Here is a 20778-nt window from a genome sequence, read left to right on the forward strand (position 1 = left end):
GATTTCTCTGGCGCCTGAGATTATGGAGAACGTCGTATGTATGACTTAATCATCCGACAGGCAAAAAGCACAGACGGCAGCCTGACTGATATTGCAATTCAGGGCGGCAAATTCGCCGCCATCGGCACGCTGGCACCCGACGCCACAGCCCGCCAGACACTCGACCTTCAGGGCAAAGTTTACGCCAGCGCAGGCTGGATTGACTCCCACGTTCACTGTTACCCGAAATCACCCATTTATCATGACGATGCCGATTTGATTGGCATCGCCTGTGGTGTCACCACGGTGGCGGATGCCGGCAGCACCGGCGCGAATGATGTCGACGATTTCTATCAGATCACCCGAGCGGCGAAAACCAACGTCTACGCGTTCCTGAATATCGCGCGCACCGGCATCGTCACGCAGAACGAACTGGCGGATATGACGCAGATCGACAAAGTCGGCGTGCGTGACGCCATCGCGCGAAACACCGGTTTTATTATCGGCATCAAAGCGCGCATGAGCAGCAGCGTGGTCGGCCAGAACGGTATTAAACCGCTGGTGCGCGCCAAAGAAATTCAGCAGGAAAACAACGGTCTGCCGCTGATGGTGCATATCGGTAATAACCCGCCGAACCTCGATGAAATCGCCGATTTGCTGACATCAGGCGACATCATCACGCACTGCTATAACGGCAAGCCAAACCGCATCCTCTCGCCAGAAGGTGTACTGCGCGATTCCATTAAGCGCGCGCTGAGCCGCGGCGTGCGGCTGGATGTCGGTCACGGGACCGCAAGTTTCAGTTTTGAAGTGGCGGAACGGGCGATTAAGCAGGGCATTTTGCCCCACACCATCAGCTCCGATATTTACTGCCGCAACCGCATGAACGGGCCGGTGCATAGCCTGGCGACCGTCATGTCGAAGTTCTTTAGCGTAGGCATGACACTGACGCAGGTGATTGATTGCGTCACTTCACACGCCGCCGATGCTTTACGCCTGCCTGCCAAAGGCCGTCTCGAAGTGGGCGCTGACGCCGACCTGACTCTGTTCGAGCAGCGTTTTGCGCCGCAGGTATTTGTCGATTCCGAAGGTCAGTCCGTGAAGGGCGAAAGTTTGCTGGTACCTCTGGCCGCCGTGGTCGCGGGTGTCACTCTGTTAACCGAAGAAGGGAAATCTGCTCATGTCTTCTGAACAATCTTTGTATGAAAAATATCTGCTGAAACAGGTGATTAACGCGTCCGGTCGCATGACGGCGCTGGGTGTTTCCACGCCGCGTGAAGAAGTGGCGGCGGTGGTCAACACCGGCCTGAATCACTACTTCGAGATGAAGGATCTGGTGAACAAAACCGGCGCTTATATCGCCAAACTGCTGAACGTGGAAAACGCGGTGGTGGTGTCCTGTGCGTCTGCCGGGATTGCGCAGTCGGTCGCGGCGGTGATTGTGAAAGATAACGCCTGGCTGCTGGAAAACCTGCATGCCGCACCGCTGGAAGTCCCTCACGACATCGTGCTGCCAAAAGGCCACAACGTGAATTTCGGTGCGCCGGTGGGCACGATGGTGACAATGGGCGGCGGCAAAGTCGTGGAAGCCGGTTATGCCAACGAATGTTCAGCCGCCCAGCTTGCGGCCTGCATTACGCCACGCACTGCCGCCATTTTGTACATCAAATCACATCACAGCGTGCAGAAAAGCATTCTTTCGGTGGCGGAAGCCGCTGCCGTTGCCCGTGAGCATAACCTGCCGCTGATCGTTGATGCTGCCGCAGAAGAAGACCTGACCTGTTATTACGAAATGGGCGCAGATCTGGTGATTTACAGCGGCGCGAAGGCCATCGAAGGGCCGACCAGCGGTCTGGTGCTCGGCAAAAAACAGTACGTCGAATGGGTGAAACTGCAATCGGGCGGGATTGGCCGTGCGATGAAAGTCGGCAAAGAGGGCATTCTCGGCCTGACGCAGGCCATCGAAAGCTACATCACGCAACCCAAAACCACCGGGCAGGAAATGGTCGACAAGATGACGCCATTTATCGCCAGCCTGAATGAAATTAACGGCGTCACCGGACGCGTGGTCTGGGACAGCGCCGGGCGTGATATTGCGCGTACGGAAATTACGTTCGATGAAACGGTACTGGGCTGGAAAACCAAAGCCATTGTGGATGCGATGAAAACCGGCGATATCGCGATTTATTTCCGTGGCTACCGCGCTAACGAAGGCAAGATTGAAGTTGATGTGCGCAGCGTGACGCCGCCGCAGCTCGCCATCGTCGCAGAACGTTTTAAACAACTTTTTAGTGGAGAGAAAGCATGAAGCTGACCCCGAATTTCTACCGTGACCGCGTGTGCCTGAATGTGCTGGCTGGCTCGAAAGACAATGCCCGTGAAATCTATGAGGCGGCAGAAGGTCATGTTCTGGTCGGTGTGCTTTCCAAAAATTATCCGGACGTTGCGAGTGCGGTAACGGACATGAAGGAGTACGCGGAGCTTATCGAAAACGCTTTGTCCGTTGGCTTAGGCGCGGGAGATCCGCGTCAGTCGCTGATGGTCAGCCAGATTTCACAACACGTTCAGCCGCAGCATGTGAATCAGGTCTTCACCGGTGTCGGCACCAGCCGTGCGCTGCTTGGTCAAAACGACAGCGTGGTCAACGGCCTGATTTCGCCGACCGGCAAAGTCGGTTTCGTCAAAATTAACACCGGCCCGCTAAGCTCCGCGGCCAGTGACGCCATTGTGCCGGTGGAAACCGCCATTGCGCTGCTCAAAGACATGGGCGGCAGCTCGGTGAAATATTTCCCGATGGGCGGCCTGAAAACTCGTGAAGAATTCGCTGCCGTGGCGCGTGCCTGTGCAGAACAGGATTTCTGGCTGGAGCCAACCGGCGGTATCGATCTGGAAAACTTCGAGCCAATCATGGAAATCGCACTGGCCGCGGGCGTGACCAAAATCATCCCGCATATCTACAGCTCAATCATCGACAGCGCGTCGGGCAATACCCGTCCTGAAGATGTGAAAACCCTGCTGGCCAGCGTCAAAAAACTGGTGGGCTGAAGGTTCTGACCTTTCCTGCGCGGTAAGCCGTCTGCGCGGTTAAACACTCAGCGTCCTTCATCCACTGAACGGGCGCTGAGCCTCTCGTTTGTCTGACAACCCAGGTTTGAGGAAATGTATGAGAAACTGGTTTCTGATTTCAGGTTTAACCTCCGCGATGCTGGCCGTTTCGGCCATGCCGCTCTACGCAGCAGAAAAAACAATGACTTCTACAACGCCACATTTCGCGTATGTCGGCACTTACAATCCCAACGGGGAAGGTGTCTACCGCTTTAAATTTGATCCGAAAACCGGCGCGCTGAGCGATAAAACGCTCGCCAGCCAGTTGCCAAATCAGGCACAGATGGTGCTCAGCCATGACGGTAAAACGCTGTTTATCGGCAGCGAAATTGATCATTACAATGGTGGCAAACATGGTTCAGTGGCGGCCTATCGCATTGCGCCTGAAGATGGCAGCCTGACGCTGATTAATCAGGTGGATTCGCAGGGCGCAGGGCCGGTGTATCTTTCGCTGACGCCAAAAGGTGATCATCTGCTGGTGGCGAACTACATCAGCGGCGTGGTTGCCGTCTTCCCGGTGGACATCAGCGGGAAGCTGAGTGAAGCCAGTAACAGCCAGCAGGATTCCGGTCCGGCAGGCGCAGGCAAACCGGCCGCGGCGGCGGAAGGCAGTTTTGCCATCAGCGACCACAACGGGCCACACGCGCACATGATTGCCACAGATCCTTCCGGCAAATTCGTGTTCTCTACCGATCTGGGGCTGGACCGGATTTATCAGTGGAAGCTCAACGGTGAAACCGGCGTACTGGAAGCCAACGATCCGCCGTTTATCAAAGCCTCTTCTGAAGGTGCCGGACCCCGCCATTTCGTGTTTCATCCTAACGGCAAAGTCGTTTTCCTGATCAACGAAGAGGCTTCGACGCTGACCAGCTATCGTTTTGACGCCGTAAAAGGCACGCTCAGCGAGCTGCACAGCTTGTCCACGCTGCCGGCCGGTTTCAAAGGCACGAACTTCGCCGCGGGCATTGTGCTGAGCAAAGACGGCAAACATCTGTACGTTGCCAATCGTCTGCACAACAGCATCGCGCAAATCAACGTGACCGGTGAAGGCGCGATGACCTGGAGTGATGAAACCTGGACGCGCGGTGACTATCCAAGAACGCTGACGTTGTCACCGGACGGTAAATATATTTACGCAATGAATCAACGAAGCGATAACATCACCAGATTCAAGGTATCTGGCGAAAACGGCAAGCTGTCATTTGTGGATGACTATGTGGCTGTGGGCAGCCCGTCACAGATGGTGATTGCGCCTTAAGCGGTGCCGCAACAGAAACAAACTGCGTTCACGACGTGTTTTGTTCGTGAACGGAGCCTCGTTGAAACGAACTGGAAGAACAATGGTGAGATTTCCCAATCAACGTCTGGCGCAGTTATTTGATGCGCTGCAAACCGAAACCCTTCCTCAGGATGAACTGGCAAAACGTCTGTCTGTTTCGACGCGCACGGTGCGTGCCGATATTACTGCGCTGAACGAAATCATCGCCGATTTTGGTGCGACGTTTGTCCACAGCCGGGGCAGCGGATATCAGTTGCGCATCGATGATGCGGCGCTGTTTTCGTCGTTACAGCAATCAACACAACGTAAACCGAACCCGACGCCGCGCACCGCCGCTGAGCGGGTGAAGACGTTGCTGATCCGCTTTTTGACCTCAGCTTTTTCATTAAAGCTGGAAGATCTGGCCGATGAATGGTTTGTCAGCCGGGGAACCCTGCAAAATGATATGGCTGAGGTGAGGGAGCATCTGGCGCGCTATCACCTGAATATCGAAACCAAGCCGCGCTACGGCATGAAATTGTTCGGTGCTGAACTGGCGATCCGCGCCTGTCTGACCGATTTGCTGTTCCAGCTGGATGCCGAAGAGCAGGCTAATCCGCTGCTGAAAGCAGAAAGTCTGGAGCCGGAAGCGCTGGTGCCGCTGACGCGTTTTATGCATCAGTTGCTGACGCAGTCTTCCATTCAGCTGACGGATGAAGGCGAACAGTATCTGATCCTCTATTGCGCCGTGGCGATCAAACGCATTACCGGCGGTTATCCGCTGACCGATTTTGATGCCGAAGACGGTGATCCGGCGGTGAAGCAGGTTTCTGTGCGGCTGGCGGCGGAGCTGAAAAATCTGGTTGGTAAGGAAATTCCCGCTTCGGAAGAGGCGTATCTGCGGGTGAATATTGCCGCGCGCCGCGTCCAGCAGATTTTACCGACGGACATTAACGCCGACGACGATGAGTCGCTGGTCGATTACATTCTTTCGTACATCAATTCGCACTATAACTATGATTTGCAGGGTGATAAGCAGCTGCGAGCGGATCTGCTGACGCACATCAAAACCATGATTACGCGGGTGAAATACCAGATTAATATCCCCAATCCGCTGCTGAGCAATATCAAACAGCATTATCCGATGGCGTATGACGTCACGCTGGCGGCCGTTTCCAGCTGGGGTAAATACACGCCTTACACGCTGAGTGAGAATGAAATCGGCTTTCTGGTGCTGCATATTGGCGTCGGGCTGGAGCGGCATTACAACATTGGCTACCAGCGCCATCCGCAGGTGATGCTGGTGTGCGACACCGGCAATTCAACCATCCGTATGATCCAGGCGCAGATTAACCGTAAGTATCCTCAACTGGTGATGAAGCAGGTGGTTTCGCTGCGTGATTACGAGCAGCTGGAGCACATCGACGAAGATTTTATTATCTCCAACGCCCGTATCACCGAGAAGAATAAGCCGGTGGTGGTGCTGTCGCCGTTCCCGACCGAATACCAGATGGAGCAGCTCGGCAAGCTGGTACTCGTCGACCGCACGCGCCCGTATATGCTGGAAAAATTCTTCGACGAAAAGCACTTCATGATCGTCAATGAGCCGATGACACAGGCGGAGCTTTTTCGCCATGTTTGTTCACAGCTTGAAGAAGAAGGCTCTGTCGATCAGGCGTTTTACCCGTCGGTGGTGGAGCGCGAGGAGATTGTCTCGACCATGCTGGGCGAAGGCATTGCGCTGCCGCATTCGCTGGGATTGCTCGCAAAGAAAACCGTGGTGATCACTTTGCTTTCGCCGCAAGGCATTGCCTGGGGCGAAGGGGAAACGGCGCACGTGATTTTCCTGCTGGCGATCAGCAAGGCGGATTACGAGGAAGCAATGGCGATTTACGATTTGTTCGTGACGTTTGTGCGGGAACGCTCGATGAGCCGTTTGCTGAGCAGTGAGAATTTTGAAAGCTTCAAGGCGATTGCTATCGACTGTTTAAGCCGCATTTAATACGGCTTAAACAGTCCGTTAACCCTCAGTCTTCGTCAAAACCTGAATTAATCAGATTTACGACGGCGCTGAGAGCCTGTTCTTCATCGGGGCCGGTGGCTTCGATTTCGATTTTCTGGCCTTTCGGGGAGTCCAGCATCAGCAGTGCGATCACGCTGCTGGCTTCCGCCTCGATGCCTGTGCCGTTGCGCAGCATCACTTCTGACTCAAAACTCTGTACCAGTTCAAATAACTTCATCGCCGGACGGGCGTGCATCCCTAACCGGTTTTTGATTTCTACCGTTTGTTTAACCGTCATGATTTGCGTTTTTCCAGCGTGCGATGGCGGGACTGGACGTTCTTCCCGCGGGAACGGAAATAGTCAGCCAGCTGTTCTGCGATATACACCGAACGGTGCTTACCGCCGGTACAGCCAATGGCGACGGTCAGATAACTGCGGTTGTTGGTTTCCAGCGCGGGCAGCCATTGTTCAAGATAGCTGCGCGTCTGATAGATAAAATTATGTACTTCGGTATGACGGTCGAGGAACGCAGCGACCGGTTTGTCGAGGCCGGTCATCGGACGCAGCTTCGGATCCCAGTGCGGGTTAGGCAGGAAACGCACGTCGAAAACGTAATCCGCATCAATCGGAATACCGTGTTTGAAACCAAAGGATTCAAAGACCATGGTCAGCTCACGTTCGCGTTTGCCCAGCAGGCGCGTACGCAGCATTTCTGCCAGTTCGTGAACGGACATCTCGGAGGTGTCGATGATCAGATCCGCGGAAGAGCGCAAAGGCTCCAGCAAATCGGCTTCTTCATCGATTGCACTTTCAAGGGACAGGTTTTTGCTGGAGAGCGGGTGCAGACGACGGGTGTCGCTGTAACGGCGGATCAGGGTATTACGGTCAGCGTCGAGGAACAGCAGCTGTGGCGAGAAGCTTTCCGGCAGCTGTGACATCGCATGCTCATAAACTTCCGGTGTTTCTGGCATGTTGCGAACGTCAATGCTGACGGCCGCAGACGTATTGCGTTCAACAAGTGTCTGGGCGAGCTGCGGCAACAACACCACCGGCAGGTTATCCACACAGTAAAAACCCATGTCTTCCAATGCCCTTAGGGCAACCGACTTCCCGGAACCGGAACGGCCGCTGACAATCATCAGCACCATGGTGTCACTCCCCTGGCATTCAGTGTTCAGAATTCATTTTCCCGGCGCGCAACCGGGAATCAGTAATTTATTCGTTTTCAGTCATTATCTGGAACAGTTCTTCGTCACTTTGCGCTCCGCGCAGACGACGACACACCCCTTTATCCGCCAGCTTTTTGGCGACTAAAGACAAGGTATGTAAATGGGTTTTACATTGATCTGCCGGAACCAGCAAGGCAAAAAGCAAATCCACAGGCTGATTATCGATAGCGTCAAAAGCGATCGGCTGTTCAAGCTGAATGAACACCCCGACGGCACGTAAAGTGTCTTCTTCCAGCTTTCCGTGCGGAATAGCGATCCCGGCACCGATCCCGGTGCTGCCCATGCGTTCACGGGTCAAAATGGCGTCAAAAATCACCTGCGGTGATAAATTTAGCTGTTTGGCCGCCAGCTCACTGATGATTTCCAGTGCGCGTTTTTTGCTGGCGCAATGAACGCCGCTTTTGGTGCATTCGGCATTAAGCACCGATGTTAATTGCATTGCAGTATCGTTAATCATGTCATCTTCACTTTGGCGCTGTTTCACCCTTAAAGCTATATCGGCTCGTTTCCCGAAGGTCACAAGCCGATGCCCGAAGGTTTGTAGCACAGGGTTGGCTACATGAATGTCAGTGCTGTTTCAGTTTGTCTTTGTGCTTGTTCAGCTGACGGGCCAGTTTATCAACCAGGCCGTCAATTGCCGCGTACATATCCTGATGCTCCGAGGTGGCATGCAACTCGCCTCCGTTCACATGCAAAGTGGCTTCCGCTACTTTCTGCACCTTTTCAACGCTCAACACCACATACACCTGATTTATCCGGTCGAAATACTGCTCAAGCTTGGCCAGTTTCGACGTGATGAATTCTCTCAGGGGATCCGTGATCTCAATGTGATGTCCGGTAATGTTGAGCTGCATAATGTCTTCCTTCTCTGTTGAGGTCAAACTAACTGTTTACGTTGGTTTGAGGGCGGGATGGACAAAGACTCTCGGTATTTGGCGACGGTTCGTCGTGCCACCATAATTCCCTGATCGGAAAGGAGGGTGGCTAACTTACTGTCACTGAGCGGTTTTACAGGATTCTCCGCTGCGATTAATTTCTTCACCAGCGCCCGGATCGCGGTTGACGATGCCTCGCCGCCGCTGTCTGTACTGACATGGCTGGAAAAGAAATACTTCAGTTCGAAAATTCCACGCGGGCTGTGCAGAAACTTCTGCGTCGTCACGCGTGAAATCGTCGATTCGTGCATTTCTACGGCGCTGGCGATATCGGCCAGCACCATAGGCTTCATAAATTCTTCACCCAGTTCAAAGAACGCCTGCTGCTGCTCAACGATACAGCGCGTGACTTTCAAAAGCGTGTCATTACGGCTTTCCAGGCTTTTGATTAACCACTTGGCTTCCTGCAGGTTACTGCGGATAAATTGCCCGTCGCTATCGCTGCGCGCGGAATTGCCCATCGCGGCGTACTGCTGGTTAATCTTAAGACGCGGAATGCTGTCGGAATTCAGTTCTACCGTCCAGACACCTGACACTTTTCGCACCAGCACATCGGGGATCACGTACTCGGATTCACCGGTGTTGATCGATTGTCCCGGACGCGGATCAAGAGACTGAATCAGAAGCATCGCTCCTTTCAGTGTATCTTCTTTTAGCCGGGTTGAACGCATAAGTGCGCGGAAATCATGGTTCGCCAGCAAATCCAGATGTTCGCTGATAATCAGGCGCGCTTCGGCGATGAAAGGCGTATCTGTGGCGTACTGTGAAAGCTGGATCAGCAGGCAATCACGCAGGTCACGCGCCGCCACACCAACCGGATCAAAACGCTGCACACGTTTTAAAACGGCTTCCACTTCGTCCATGCTGACGTTGTCGTCACCGATACTTTCGAGGATGTCGTCAAGGGAAACGGTCAGATAACCGGTATCGTCTACCGCGTCGACAATGGACGTGGCAATCGCGGCATCGGTGTCGGAAAACGGCGTCAGTTCCACCTGCCACATCAGGTAATCCTGAAGCGTCTGCGTGGTTTCACCCTGATAAATTGGCAGCTCGTCGTCACTGTAATCGTTGCCGGTGCCGGAAGGCGTGCCCGCGGTATAAATCTCGTCCCAGGTGGCGTCCAGCGGCAACTCTTCGGGCATGTCTTTCTGCTCGAGCGCTTCGCGGGTATCTAACGCTTCGTTGTCGGTGGCTTCTACCGAATCGATTTCATCATGAAGGTCGGTTTGTTCCAGCAGAGGGTTGCTCTCCAGCGCGAGTTGGATCTCCTGTTGGAGCTCAAGCGTGGACAGTTGCAACAGGCGGATGGCCTGTTGTAACTGAGGAGTCATTGCCAGTTGTTGGCTGAGTCTGAGTTGCAAACCTTGCTTCATATCTTGGTTTTATTTCCGTTGATTACAAACTGAGTAACTTCTGTCAGAGACCTCCCGTCAGACTTTACGTCGAAACGGGCACGGTTCCGGCGGCACAGATCACAGACGGAATTCTTCACCAAGATAAACGCGTTTAACCTGTTCATCAGCAAGAATGTCGGCTGGCGTGCCGTGGGCGATCAATTTCCCCTGACTGACGATATAGGCACGCTCACAAACGTCGAGAGTTTCGCGAACGTTGTGGTCAGTGATCAGTACGCCGAGGCCGCTGTCACGCAAATGCTCAATGATTTTTTTGATGTCGATGACGGAAATCGGGTCAACGCCGGCGAAAGGTTCATCCAGCAGGATAAACTTGGGATTCGCTGCCAGTGCGCGGGCAATCTCAACACGGCGACGTTCACCACCGGACAAGGACTGACCGAGGTTATCGCGCAAATGAGAAATATGGAACTCTTCCATCAGTTCATTAGCGCGATCGTTACGCTGTTCTTTGTTCAGATCATCGCGGATCTGCAGTACGGCCATCAGGTTATCAAACACGCTGAGACGACGGAAGATGGAGGCTTCCTGCGGAAGATAGCCAATGCCGCGACGGGCGCGGGTATGCAATGGCAAAAGGCTGATGTCCTCATCGTCAACGATGATACGGCCCGCATCACGTTGCACAATCCCGACGACCATGTAGAAGGTGGTGGTTTTTCCCGCACCGTTTGGCCCCAGCAATCCGACGATTTCGCCGGAGTTCACCATCAGGCTGACATCTTCTACAACCTTGCGGCCTTTGTAGGCTTTTGCCAGATTCTCTGCGATTAATTTTGCCATAAAATATCAGTTACTCTTTTTGGTCGGCTGGCCGCCCGCGGCAGGCGTTTTTTGTTGCAGCTGCGAAGGAACCAGAACGGTCGTCACGCGGTTGCCTTTATCACTGAAGGCTTCCATTTGCTGTTTCTGCACCAGATAGGTAATACGGTCGCCTTTCACGTTGCTGTCGAGCTGTTCGAGGTATGCGTTACCGGTCAGGGTCACGAGATCGTTTTCCACTTCATAGCGGACTTTCTGCGCATGGCCTTTTACCGGCTTGCCGTTGTCCTGCATCTGGTAAAACGTCACCGGATTGCCGTAACCTTCCACCACTTCTTTGCCGGATACGCCCTGAGGACGGATCACGACAACTTTATCGGCTTTCACCTGAATAGTGCCCTGATTGACTACGACGTTACCGGTGAAGGTGGCCGTGTTGGTGTTCACATCCAGCGCCTGATTGGCGGAATCAATGGTGATCGGTTTCGTTGTGTCATCTTTTAAGGCGAAGGCCGGAATGCTCACGGCTAACAACGAGCTGACGATCAGGAGATCACGGATTTTATTTTTTGCTTTGAATTTCATAAGAGGTCGTTACCTTTTCGATCAGCTGTGCTGTCTTATCACGCAGATTACCGCGCATTTTCATGCCGTTAGATGTAAAACCTGTGCCATAAAGCGTTACTTCATCGTCTGAGGCAACGTCCTGTGTCGTCAGGTTAACCCGGGCATTATCCGTTTTGATTCTTTGAAGCTGTGATGTCTCAGGCGTCAGGCTATCAGCCTGCACATGCCCGTAAAGATAAAGCATCTTATCCTGAGTCAACTTGGCTTTATCAGAACGCAGCACCCAGGTTGGTGTTTTATTCTTGTCAAACATGGTCGCGACCGGGTTGGTAAACCATGTCACCTGATCGGCGGCGTAGTATTTTACCTGGTCCGAAACCAGTTTATAGGTCAGGCTACCCGTTGGGTCATAGACCATCGTGACCGTGTGGGATGTCTGGTAAGTGGGATCCTGATCGTTAACGGCCTGCGGTGCGTCATCGCTGCTATCAGACAATGACCAGCCCACCAGAACCAGAACGATGGCCGTCAGAACAAGGATAATCCAAAGTTTTGTTTTACTCATATCGACAGCCCTTTGGCGTCCTCCAGCTTACCCTGCGCCAGCAGAATCAAATCACACAATTCGCGTACGGCGCCACGCCCGCCAGCGATGCGGGTAACGTAATCGGCCTTCGGCAACAGGATCGGATGTGCATCCTGAACCGCCACGGAAAGACCGACTTCGGCCATGACCGGCCAGTCAATCAGATCATCCCCGATATAAGCCACTTCTTCGGCCCGCAGGGACAGTGTATCTAACAGTTCGCGGAAGGCCAAAAGCTTATCCGATTGCCCCTGATACAAGTGGCGGATACCGAGGGTTTTAGCGCGATCTTCCAGTAATTTTGCATTGCGGCCTGTAATAATCGCGACCTCAATGTCAGATGTCAGCAGGCAACGGATACCGTAACCGTCGCGAACGTTAAAACTTTTTAGCTCTTCGCCCTGATTTCCCATGTAGATCAGGCCGTCGGACATGACGCCGTCCACATCGCAAATCAGCAGGCGAACGGCTTTGGCGCGTTCCAGCACGTGGGCGCTGACCGGACCGTAGCAGGTCTCCACCAGGGCTGCGCTATTACTCATTCGGGCTATTCCTCAATTAGACTACGCCAGCGCGCAGCATATCGTGCATATGTAACACACCTAACAACTGGTCACCATCAGCAACCATTACGCAGGTAATGTGTTTTTCCTGCATCAGATTCAGTGCGTCAACCGCCAGAAGCGAAGGGCGAACACGGATCCCGCCGGTCGTCATCACCTCGGCAATCGCCGCATTATTAATGTTCACGCCCATATCAAAGATGCGGCGTAAATCACCATCGGTAAAGATCCCTTCGATTTTCATCAAATCGTTGCAGATGACCGTCATGCCCAGATTTTTGCGAGTGATTTCCAGAAGGGCATCGCGCAAAGACGCATCACGGCTGACGTGCGGGATTTCATCGCCGGTGTGCATGATATCGCTGACGCGCAACAAGAGCTTGCGACCCAGTGCTCCGCCGGGGTGAGACAGGGCGAAATCTTCAGGGGTGAATCCGCGGGCTTCAAGCAGGGCCACTGCCAGCGCATCGCCCATAACCAATACCGCCGTGGTGCTGCTGGTCGGTGCCAGACCCAGCGGGCACGCTTCTTTCGGCACACGGACGCAAAGATGCACATCGGCGGCTTTGCCCATCGTGCTTTCCGGATTGGACGTCATGCAGATAAGCGTAATGCTCAGCCGTTTCAGCACCGGGATCAGCCCCAGAATTTCATGCGCTTCGCCGGAGTTGGAAATCAGGATAACGATGTCCTGCTTTGATACCATGCCCAGATCGCCGTGACTGGCTTCACCCGGGTGGACAAAAAATGCCGGAGTCCCGGTACTGGCAAATGTGGCGGCCATCTTGCGGCCAATATGACCCGATTTGCCCATACCCATCACGACGACTTTTCCGGTGCAACCGAAGATTTTTTCGCACGCACGGGTAAAATCACCGTTAATGTATTGATCTAACTGCTCAAGTCCTTCACGTTCTGTTTTCAGCACATCACGCCCGACGGCCTGGAAATCAAAGTCGGAGGCGAAGGTAAAGTTAGCCATAGTCAATTCCTGACAGAGTTCAGAAGGCGATGCTGTCCGGTAACAGGAACAGCACCGCCATATAGGCGATAAATCCGCACAGCAATAATGCTCCGGCCAGATGCCCGATCCGGTGTTTGCGCATCAGGCACAAACCGGAAAGCACCACGCTGACCGCCAGCATCACCCAGTAGTCGCGGTGAAACGCATCCGGGTTGAACGAACCCGGTGCCACCAGTGCGGGTAATCCCAGCACCAGGCAGGTGTTAAAAATATTGGCGCCGATGATATTGCCCAGCGCGATATCATCTTCACCTTTAATCGCACCGGCGATAAACGTTGCCAGTTCCGGCAGGCTGGTGCCGATAGCGATGACCGTCAGACCAATCACCAGTTCGCTCACGCCTAAATATCGTGCAATCACTGTACTGTTGTCGACAATCATGCCTGACGCCAGTGGCATGATAATAAAGCCCAATGCCAGCCACAGAAATGCCACAGTGTTGCTGCTGTCTTGCGGAAGTTCAGACATTTGCTCGTACGTCAGCGTGTCCAGCCCTTCTTTTTCAGCCGCCCGGGCGATTTTAATCACCAGCATCATAAACGCGGCGGCACTGGCCAGCAGTAAAACGCCATCGAGCCGGCTGAGTTCGCCGTCACTGAGCAGAAAACCGCACAGCGCTGTGACCAGTAACAATAGAGGGAGTTCGCGGCGTAATATATCAGAACGAACGGAAAGTGGATGAATCAGGGCGGCACCGCCCAAAATCAGAAGAATATTAATGATATTCGAACCAATTGCGTTTCCAACGGCCAAATCCATTTGATCGTTGATGGCGGCGGTGGTGGAAACCACCAGCTCAGGCAGTGATATGCCCACGCCGACGACGGTCATGCCAATCACCAGTGGCGGCATGCCCAGCGAGCGTGCCAGCACAGCGGCTCCGTACACCAGACGATCGGCGGCGTAAACAAGCAGTAACAGGCCGACAATCATCAGTACGATAGCGAGAAGCATGAAACATCCTTTATTGGGTATAATGCGAGGTTCGTCGCCTTGAAAGGCAGGCGATTCCTTCGTCAACATGAGCTAAGGCGACATTTTGTCTGAAAACGCGGCCAGCAGGTTCCTGTATGTTAGACGATGAAGGCTTTTAATTTAAAATGGTAATTCGTTGATTTTGACCGTCTGTGACGGAAAAGTAAATCGATGGCAACTTTGGTAACGAAAGCGGGGTAAGTTTTTGTAAAAATACCAAAGTTATACGACACCCCGTGAGGGTCAGACGTATTCTTAGCGAAAGCATTCCGAAGGGATAAACTGAATGAGTCAAAGCGAATCGAATCTGGTTGAGATCAAAGGCATGAGTTTCGTGCGCGGCGATCGTCCCATTTTCGAAGAGATAAACATGACCGTGCCGAAAGGCAAAGTCACCGCCATTATGGGGCCTTCGGGGATCGGTAAAACGACGCTCCTGCGTCTTATCGGCGGCCAGCTTACGCCGGATAAAGGTGAAATCTGGTTTGACGGAGACAACATTCCTGCGCTGTCACGCCGAAAGCTTTACGAATCACGCAAAAAAATGAGCATGCTGTTTCAGTCCGGTGCATTGTTTACCGACCTCAATGTGTTCGAAAATGTCGCGTTCCCGTTACGTGAGCACAGTAAATTACCGGAAGAACTGCTGCGCAGTACCGTGACCATGAAGCTCGAAGCCGTCGGGCTGCGCGGTGCCGGTGAACTGATGCCTGCGGAATTGTCCGGCGGCATGGCGCGTCGTGTCGCGCTGGCGCGTGCCATTGCGCTTGACCCTGAACTCATCATGTTTGATGAGCCTTTCGTGGGGCAGGATCCGATCACGATGGGCGTGCTGGTCAAACTGATCGACGAGCTGAACCATGCGCTGGGCGTGACCTGTATTGTGGTTTCCCATGACGTACCTGAAGTGCTGAGCATTGCGGATTACGCGTATATTGTTGCAGCACAACATGTTATTGCTGAAGGAACGCCCGAGGAGCTGCAAAATAATCCTGATCCGCGGGTTCGTCAGTTCCTTGATGGTATTGCCGACGGACCGGTGCCTTTCCGTTTCCCTGCCGGTGATTACAAAACCGAGCTGCTCGGATGATGGAGTACCCATGTTAATTAAGGCATTAGCCTCAGTCGGGCGCAGCGGGATAAACACCTGTGCGTCCTTTGGCCGTGCCGGTTTAATGCTCTTCCGGGCATTAGTCGGTAAGCCGCAATTTGCCAAGCAATGGCCGCTGCTGATAAAGCAACTCTACAGCGTTGGCGTGCTTTCTCTGTTAATCATTCTGGTTTCCGGGTTGTTCATCGGCATGGTTCTGGGGTTGCAGGGATATCTTATTTTGACCACGTACAGCGCCGAAGCCAGTCTGGGCATGATGGTGGCGTTGTCGTTATTGCGTGAGCTTGGTCCGGTCGTGACCGCGCTGCTGTTTGCCGGGCGTGCGGGTTCTGCGTTAACCGCTGAACTGGGTCTGATGAAAGCCACTGAGCAAATCTCCAGCCTGGAAATGATGGCGATTGATCCGCTGCGCCGCGTTGTGGCACCGCGCTTCTGGGCCGGTCTGATTTCCATGCCCCTGCTGACGGCGATTTTCGTTGCCGTCGGGATTTGGGGCGGTTCACTGGTTGGCGTGGACTGGAAGGGGATCGACAGCGGTTTCTTCTGGTCTGCGATGCAAACTGCCGTAGACTGGCGGACAGATTTGCTTAACTGCCTGATTAAAAGCCTTGTTTTCGCTATCACCGTGACCTGGATTGCGTTGTTCAATGGCTATGATGCGATCCCGACATCCGAAGGGATCAGCCGGGCAACGACACGTACTGTGGTGCATTCGTCACTGGCGGTGCTGGGATTGGATTTTGTGCTGACAGCACTGATGTTTGGAAATTAAACCATGCAAACGAAAAAGAGTGAGATTTGGGTTGGCGCATTTTTAATCATCGCGTTGATTGCGGTGGTCTTTTTGTGCCTGAAAGTGGCTGACATCCGTTCTATCGGTTCGGATCCGACTTACCGTATTTCTGCGGACTTCGACAATATCGGTGGCCTGAAAAGCGGCTCGCCGGTGAAAGTTGGCGGTGTGGTGATCGGTCGCGTCAGCAGCATTACGCTGGATAAAAATTATTCTCCGCGAGTGGAAATGGATATCGACCAGAAATACAACCAGATCCCAAGCACCAGTACGCTGGCTATCCGTACCTCGGGTTTACTGGGTGAACAATTCCTGGCGCTGAACATTGGATTTGAAGACCCGGAGATGGGAACGACTATCCTTAAAAACGGTGGCGTCATTCAGGACACGAAATCCGCACTGGTTCTCGAAGACCTGATTGGCCAGTTCCTTTATAAAAGCGGCGACGGCAAGGCTGACCCTGATGCAGCGGCTGCTCCGGCAGCAACTGAAGGGAATGCCGCACCTGCACCTGACGCTAATACGGCGCCACAGCCAGCTGCCCATTAAGAATTGCTATCACGGATTCTCCATAAAAGAGGAAGATAAGTATGTTTAAACGTTTAGTGATCGCTGCACTGCTGGTGGTTATGGCTCCGCTGGCCAATGCCGCTGTGGATAAAACCAATCCTTACAGCGTGATGAATGAAGCGGCGAATAAAACCTTCACCCGCCTGAAAACCGAACAGCCTAAAATCAAGCAGGATCCTAACTACCTGCGCCAGATCGTTCGTGATGAACTGCTGCCGTACGTGCAGATTAAATATGCCGGTGCGCTGGTATTAGGCCGCTATTACCAACAGGCAACGCCTGCACAACGTGACGCATACTTTGCGGCGTTCTCTGAATATTTGCAGCAGGCCTATGGTCAGGCACTGGCGATGTACAACGGCCAGAGCTACACCGTGCAGCCTGAACAGTCTTATGCGGACAAAGATATCATCGCTATCCGCGTCACCATCACCGATCCTAATGGCCGTCCGCCAGTACGTCTGGATTTCCAGTGGCGTAAAAACAGCCGCACCGGCGAATGGCAGGCATATGACATGATTGCAGAAGGCGTGAGCATGATTTCGACCAAGCAGAACGAGTGGGCGGACATCCTGCGTCAGAAAGGCATCGATGGCCTGACTGCCCGTCTGAAACAAGCCGCTGCTCAGCCGATCACACTGGATAAGCAATAATGAGTGAAGCTCTGCGCTGGGAATCGCAGCCGCCGCGACTGACCTTGCAGGGTGAGTTGGATCGCGAAACGCTGGTGGCTTTTTGGGATGCGCGTAAAAAACTGATGTCCGGCGTGACCACTCTGGACGTGTCCGGGCTTGAACGCGTGGATTCTTCGGGCCTGGCGCTGTTAGTGCATCTGCGCGAAGAAGCCAGCCAGCAGGGGAGTGCGCTGACCATCGCAGGCATTACCGACCGGCTGCATACACTGATTGCGTTATATAATCTTCAGGACATTATCCCGACTGACTCACTGGCAAATAAGTGAACAGTTACGGGAGGTTAGGCGGCGTGATGTAAATCGTTGCCTTAATGTCCACAAAGCCCCTGTGCGAAACTCCTCCTCAGGGGCTTTTTCGTGGTTTAAGATTTGGTCCGATCCCTATAAGATATCGGGCTGTTATGATTCTTCAGAAGAATAGATCCCTATGGAAACGAGTGAAATTAAAGAAGTGCTGATGAACGCGTTGGCACTGGATGAAGCCCACATTACTGGCGATGGCAGTCATTTTCAGGCCATTGTCGTTGGTGCGATGTTTGATGGCATGAGCCGCGTGAAAAAACAGCAGACCGTTTACGCCCCGCTGATGGAATACATCGCCGACAATCGAATTCATGCGTTGTCTATTAAGGCTTATACCCCGGAAGAATGGGCGCGTGACCGTAAACTGAGCGGTTTATAAGACTGCCGGAGCGCCGGCAGCTTCCTCGTATTTAATCAGAGTTGAAATTTAAGAGAGCAGTCATAATGGATAAATTTCGTGTACAGGGTGGGACTCGTCTGAGTGGCGAAGTTACTATCTCTGGTGCAAAAAATGCCGCACTTCCTATTTTGTTTGCCGCACTGCTTGCTGAGGAACCTGTTGAACTCCAGAACGTTCCTCACCTGAAAGACATCGATACCACTATCAAATTACTGAACCAGTTAGGCACCAAAATCGAACGCAACGGTTCTGTGTTCGTGGATGCCAGCGCGGTCAATGAGTTTTGTGCGCCGTATGATCTGGTGAAAACCATGCGTGCCTCCATCTGGGCTCTCGGTCCTTTGGTGGCGCGTTTTGGTCGTGGTGAAGTTTCCCTGCCGGGCGGCTGTGCGATCGGCGCGCGCCCTGTTGACCTGCACATTACCGGCCTGGAACAGCTCGGTGCGACTATTGTGCTGGAAGAAGGTTATGTAAAAGCATCCGTTGATGGCCGTCTGAAAGGCGCGCATATCGTGATGGACAAAGTCAGCGTGGGCGCCACCGTGACCATCATGAGCGCAGCGACCTTGGCGGAAGGCACGACCATTATCGAAAACGCCGCGCGTGAGCCGGAGATTGTCGATACCGCTAATTTCCTTAACACGCTCGGTGCAAAAATCACCGGTGCGGGTACCGATAAGATCACCATCGAAGGCGTCGCACGTCTGGGTGGCGGTGTTTACCGTGTTGTTCCTGACCGTATCGAAACCGGGACTTTCCTGGTTGCAGCGGCTATTTCCGGTGGCAAAATTACCTGCCGTGAAGCCCGTCCTGACACGCTGGATGCTGTACTCGCAAAACTGCGTGAAGCCGGTGCCGATATCGAAGTGGGCGAAGACTGGATCAGTCTCGACATGCATGGCAAACGCGCTAAAGCAGTCAACTTCCGCACTGCGCCGCATCCGGGCTTCCCGACTGATATGCAGGCACAATTCAGCCTGCTGAATCTGGTGGCGGAAGGTACCGGTGTGATTACCGAAACTATCTTCGAAAACCGCTTCATGCACATCCCTGAGCTTATCCGTATGGGCGCTCATGCTGAAATCGAAGGCAGCACCCTGATTTGCCACGGCGTTGAGAAACTGTCTGGCGCGCAGGTAATGGCGACGGATTTACGCGCGTCTGCCAGCCTGGTTCTGGCCGGTTGCATCGCAGAAGGCGTGACTGTCGTTGACCGTATTTATCACATCGATCGTGGCTACGAGCGCATCGAAGATAAACTGCGTCAACTCGGCGCCAAAATTGAGCGTTTCAAAGGCGAGTAAACTTTACGCCGCGCGCATTAAAAAAGCCGGAAGGGGAAACCTTTCCGGCTTTTTTCTTTATCTGTTCAACGGTTACGTAAATCAGTGTTCAGGATACTCCTGCACGGTGACCTGCAATGTCAGCTTCTGCCCGTTGCGCATAATCTCAACCGGAATCACCGTACCAGGGCGGACTTCGGCCACCTGATCCATGGTTTCGATGGCGGAAATCGCAGGCTTATTATTCACGTTAACAATTACATCGCTGACCTGCATTCCCGCATTCGCCGCCGGGCCGTTAGCGGTTACTTCGTTAACCACAATTCCCTGAATATGATCCAGCCCGTTGTTCGGCCCGTGCAGTGGCGAAACTTCACGCCCGCTGATGCCGATATACCCGCGAATGACGCGACCATCGCGGATGAGCTTGCCCATCACCTTGGTCGCCAGCGCAGTCGGGATGGCAAAGCCAATGCCTTCCGGGGTCGCGCCATCGTTGCTCTGGTCAAAGGACAGGGTATTGATCCCCATCAGCTCGCCCAGTGAGTTGACCAGCGCACCGCCGGAGTTGCCCTGGTTGATCGAAGCATCGGTTTGCAGGAAATTCTGACGGCCGGAAGGGCTGAGGCCAATACGACCGGTGGCACTGATAATACCCTGCGTCACGGTCTGGCCGAGGTTGTAAGGATTTCCGATTGCCATGACCACATCGCCAACGTGCGGCGTTCTGCGCGGGTTAATCGGAATTACCGGCAAGTTGCCGGCGTTGATTTTGAGAACGGCCAGATCGGTCAGGCTGTCTGAACCCACCAGCAGGGCTTCAAAAACGCGGCCATCCTGCAGGGCAACAATAATCTGGTCGGCATTATTCACCACATGTTTGTTGGTGAGGATATAACCGTTGTCATTCATGATCACGCCGGAACCCAGCGTGCGGATCGCCAGCTCGTTTTGCGAACTGTTGCCCATATTACGGTTATAAACATTCACAACCGCAGGCGCTGCATGACGGACACCGCCGTTAAAGCTGACAGGCTGTTCGCTGTCCTGATTGAAATTACGGTTAAATATCGGTTCTGAGATGTTTTTACGCAACATAGGGACCGCCGCCAGCAAAATGCCAGCGACAATCAGGCCGATAACAGCAGATCTCAATAGCTTAACAAACATGGATATATGGGGTGCGAGAGGAAAAGTGACTGAAGGATAGCATGAGTTA

General features: G+C 53.5%; 24 protein-coding genes. 12 read left to right on the top strand and 12 right to left on the bottom strand.

Annotated features, from left to right (window positions below; genetic code table 11):
• Positions 1-36: 36 nt before the first annotated feature.
• The 5 genes from GW579_RS19870 (at position 37) to GW579_RS19890 (ending at position 6344) form a co-directional block, all read left to right on the top strand.
• Positions 37-1170: an amidohydrolase/deacetylase family metallohydrolase gene (locus GW579_RS19870; RefSeq protein WP_165061340.1), complete on the top strand. Its 1134-nt coding sequence runs from the start codon at positions 37-39 to the stop codon at positions 1168-1170.
• On the top strand, positions 1160-2287 hold the full coding sequence (locus tag GW579_RS19875; protein ID WP_165061342.1) for a DgaE family pyridoxal phosphate-dependent ammonia lyase: 1128 nt from the start codon (positions 1160-1162) through the stop codon (positions 2285-2287). Before GW579_RS19870 ends, GW579_RS19875 begins: the two co-directional genes overlap by 11 nt.
• Complete coding sequence (gene dagF / locus GW579_RS19880; RefSeq protein WP_165061344.1) at positions 2284-3024, top strand: 2-dehydro-3-deoxy-phosphogluconate aldolase; 741 nt, start codon at positions 2284-2286, stop codon at positions 3022-3024. Before GW579_RS19875 ends, dagF begins: the two co-directional genes overlap by 4 nt.
• Positions 3025-3142: 118 nt before the next feature.
• Positions 3143-4342, top strand: coding sequence for a lactonase family protein (locus GW579_RS19885; RefSeq protein WP_152327341.1), 1200 nt, complete (start codon positions 3143-3145; stop codon positions 4340-4342).
• A gap of 82 nt (positions 4343-4424) precedes the next feature.
• Positions 4425-6344 (top strand): BglG family transcription antiterminator, encoded by a 1920-nt coding sequence (locus GW579_RS19890; RefSeq protein WP_165061346.1) that lies wholly within the window; start codon positions 4425-4427, stop codon positions 6342-6344.
• A 25-nt stretch (positions 6345-6369) separates the two neighbouring features.
• On the opposite strand, the gene npr is transcribed toward GW579_RS19890, so the two are convergent.
• The 11 genes from npr to GW579_RS19945 form a co-directional block, all read right to left on the bottom strand.
• Positions 6370-6642, bottom strand: a complete 273-nt coding sequence (gene npr / locus GW579_RS19895) for a PTS phosphocarrier protein NPr (RefSeq protein ID WP_112288366.1) — start codon at positions 6640-6642, stop codon at positions 6370-6372.
• Positions 6639-7493, bottom strand: a complete 855-nt coding sequence (gene rapZ / locus GW579_RS19900; RefSeq protein WP_101074959.1) for an RNase adapter RapZ — start codon at positions 7491-7493, stop codon at positions 6639-6641. The genes npr and rapZ overlap by 4 nt, the downstream gene beginning before the upstream one ends.
• 67 nt (positions 7494-7560) lie before the next feature.
• Positions 7561-8031: a PTS IIA-like nitrogen regulatory protein PtsN gene (ptsN, locus tag GW579_RS19905; RefSeq protein ID WP_152327340.1), complete on the bottom strand. Its 471-nt coding sequence runs from the start codon at positions 8029-8031 to the stop codon at positions 7561-7563.
• Positions 8032-8140: 109 nt separating this feature from the next.
• On the bottom strand, positions 8141-8428 hold the full coding sequence (hpf, locus tag GW579_RS19910) for a ribosome hibernation promoting factor (RefSeq protein ID WP_013577259.1): 288 nt from the start codon (positions 8426-8428) through the stop codon (positions 8141-8143).
• A gap of 23 nt (positions 8429-8451) precedes the next feature.
• Positions 8452-9885 (bottom strand): RNA polymerase factor sigma-54, encoded by a 1434-nt coding sequence (gene rpoN, locus GW579_RS19915; protein WP_152327339.1) that lies wholly within the window; start codon positions 9883-9885, stop codon positions 8452-8454.
• A 99-nt stretch (positions 9886-9984) separates the two neighbouring features.
• On the bottom strand, positions 9985-10710 hold the full coding sequence (lptB, locus tag GW579_RS19920) for an LPS export ABC transporter ATP-binding protein (protein WP_112288368.1): 726 nt from the start codon (positions 10708-10710) through the stop codon (positions 9985-9987).
• A 6-nt stretch (positions 10711-10716) separates the two neighbouring features.
• A complete protein-coding gene (gene lptA / locus GW579_RS19925) occupies positions 10717-11274 on the bottom strand; it encodes a lipopolysaccharide ABC transporter substrate-binding protein LptA (RefSeq protein ID WP_152327338.1) in 558 nt (185 codons plus the stop codon).
• On the bottom strand, positions 11252-11821 hold the full coding sequence (gene lptC / locus GW579_RS19930) for an LPS export ABC transporter periplasmic protein LptC (RefSeq protein WP_152327337.1): 570 nt from the start codon (positions 11819-11821) through the stop codon (positions 11252-11254). Before lptC ends, lptA begins: the two co-directional genes overlap by 23 nt.
• Complete coding sequence (gene kdsC / locus GW579_RS19935) at positions 11818-12384, bottom strand: 3-deoxy-manno-octulosonate-8-phosphatase KdsC (protein WP_152327336.1); 567 nt, start codon at positions 12382-12384, stop codon at positions 11818-11820. Before kdsC ends, lptC begins: the two co-directional genes overlap by 4 nt.
• Positions 12385-12400: 16 nt before the next feature.
• A complete protein-coding gene (gene kdsD, locus GW579_RS19940; protein WP_152327335.1) occupies positions 12401-13387 on the bottom strand; it encodes an arabinose-5-phosphate isomerase KdsD in 987 nt (328 codons plus the stop codon).
• A 19-nt stretch (positions 13388-13406) separates the two neighbouring features.
• A complete protein-coding gene (locus tag GW579_RS19945) occupies positions 13407-14384 on the bottom strand; it encodes a calcium/sodium antiporter (protein WP_152327334.1) in 978 nt (325 codons plus the stop codon).
• 307 nt (positions 14385-14691) lie between these two features.
• Here GW579_RS19945 and mlaF point away from each other — a divergent pair, with 307 nt between their 5' ends.
• The 7 genes from mlaF to murA all read left to right on the top strand — a co-directional run bounded on the left by mlaF (position 14692) and on the right by murA (position 19580).
• On the top strand, positions 14692-15495 hold the full coding sequence (gene mlaF / locus GW579_RS19950; RefSeq protein ID WP_152327333.1) for a phospholipid ABC transporter ATP-binding protein MlaF: 804 nt from the start codon (positions 14692-14694) through the stop codon (positions 15493-15495).
• A gap of 10 nt (positions 15496-15505) precedes the next feature.
• The gene (gene mlaE, locus GW579_RS19955; protein ID WP_152327332.1) at positions 15506-16288 is read left to right on the top strand and encodes a lipid asymmetry maintenance ABC transporter permease subunit MlaE; all 783 of its coding nucleotides are present in this window, start codon (positions 15506-15508) and stop codon (positions 16286-16288) included.
• Positions 16289-16291: 3 nt separating this feature from the next.
• Positions 16292-16858 (top strand): outer membrane lipid asymmetry maintenance protein MlaD, encoded by a 567-nt coding sequence (gene mlaD, locus GW579_RS19960; protein WP_152327331.1) that lies wholly within the window; start codon positions 16292-16294, stop codon positions 16856-16858.
• Positions 16859-16899: 41 nt separating this feature from the next.
• Positions 16900-17532: a phospholipid-binding protein MlaC gene (gene mlaC, locus GW579_RS19965; protein WP_152327330.1), complete on the top strand. Its 633-nt coding sequence runs from the start codon at positions 16900-16902 to the stop codon at positions 17530-17532.
• A complete protein-coding gene (gene mlaB / locus GW579_RS19970) occupies positions 17532-17840 on the top strand; it encodes a lipid asymmetry maintenance protein MlaB (RefSeq protein WP_165061348.1) in 309 nt (102 codons plus the stop codon). Before mlaC ends, mlaB begins: the two co-directional genes overlap by 1 nt.
• 160 nt (positions 17841-18000) lie before the next feature.
• Positions 18001-18255, top strand: a complete 255-nt coding sequence (gene ibaG, locus GW579_RS19975) for a BolA family iron metabolism protein IbaG (RefSeq protein ID WP_152327328.1) — start codon at positions 18001-18003, stop codon at positions 18253-18255.
• Positions 18256-18320: 65 nt separating this feature from the next.
• On the top strand, positions 18321-19580 hold the full coding sequence (gene murA, locus GW579_RS19980) for a UDP-N-acetylglucosamine 1-carboxyvinyltransferase (RefSeq protein ID WP_152327327.1): 1260 nt from the start codon (positions 18321-18323) through the stop codon (positions 19578-19580).
• Positions 19581-19661: 81 nt separating this feature from the next.
• Here the strand turns inward: murA and degS are convergent, their stop codons facing one another.
• Positions 19662-20729: an outer membrane-stress sensor serine endopeptidase DegS gene (degS, locus tag GW579_RS19985; protein WP_152327326.1), complete on the bottom strand. Its 1068-nt coding sequence runs from the start codon at positions 20727-20729 to the stop codon at positions 19662-19664.
• Between the last annotated feature and the right edge of the window lie 49 nt (positions 20730-20778).

The organism is Rahnella contaminans, assembly GCF_011065485.1.
GTDB classification, from domain to species: domain Bacteria; phylum Pseudomonadota; class Gammaproteobacteria; order Enterobacterales; family Enterobacteriaceae; genus Rahnella; species Rahnella contaminans.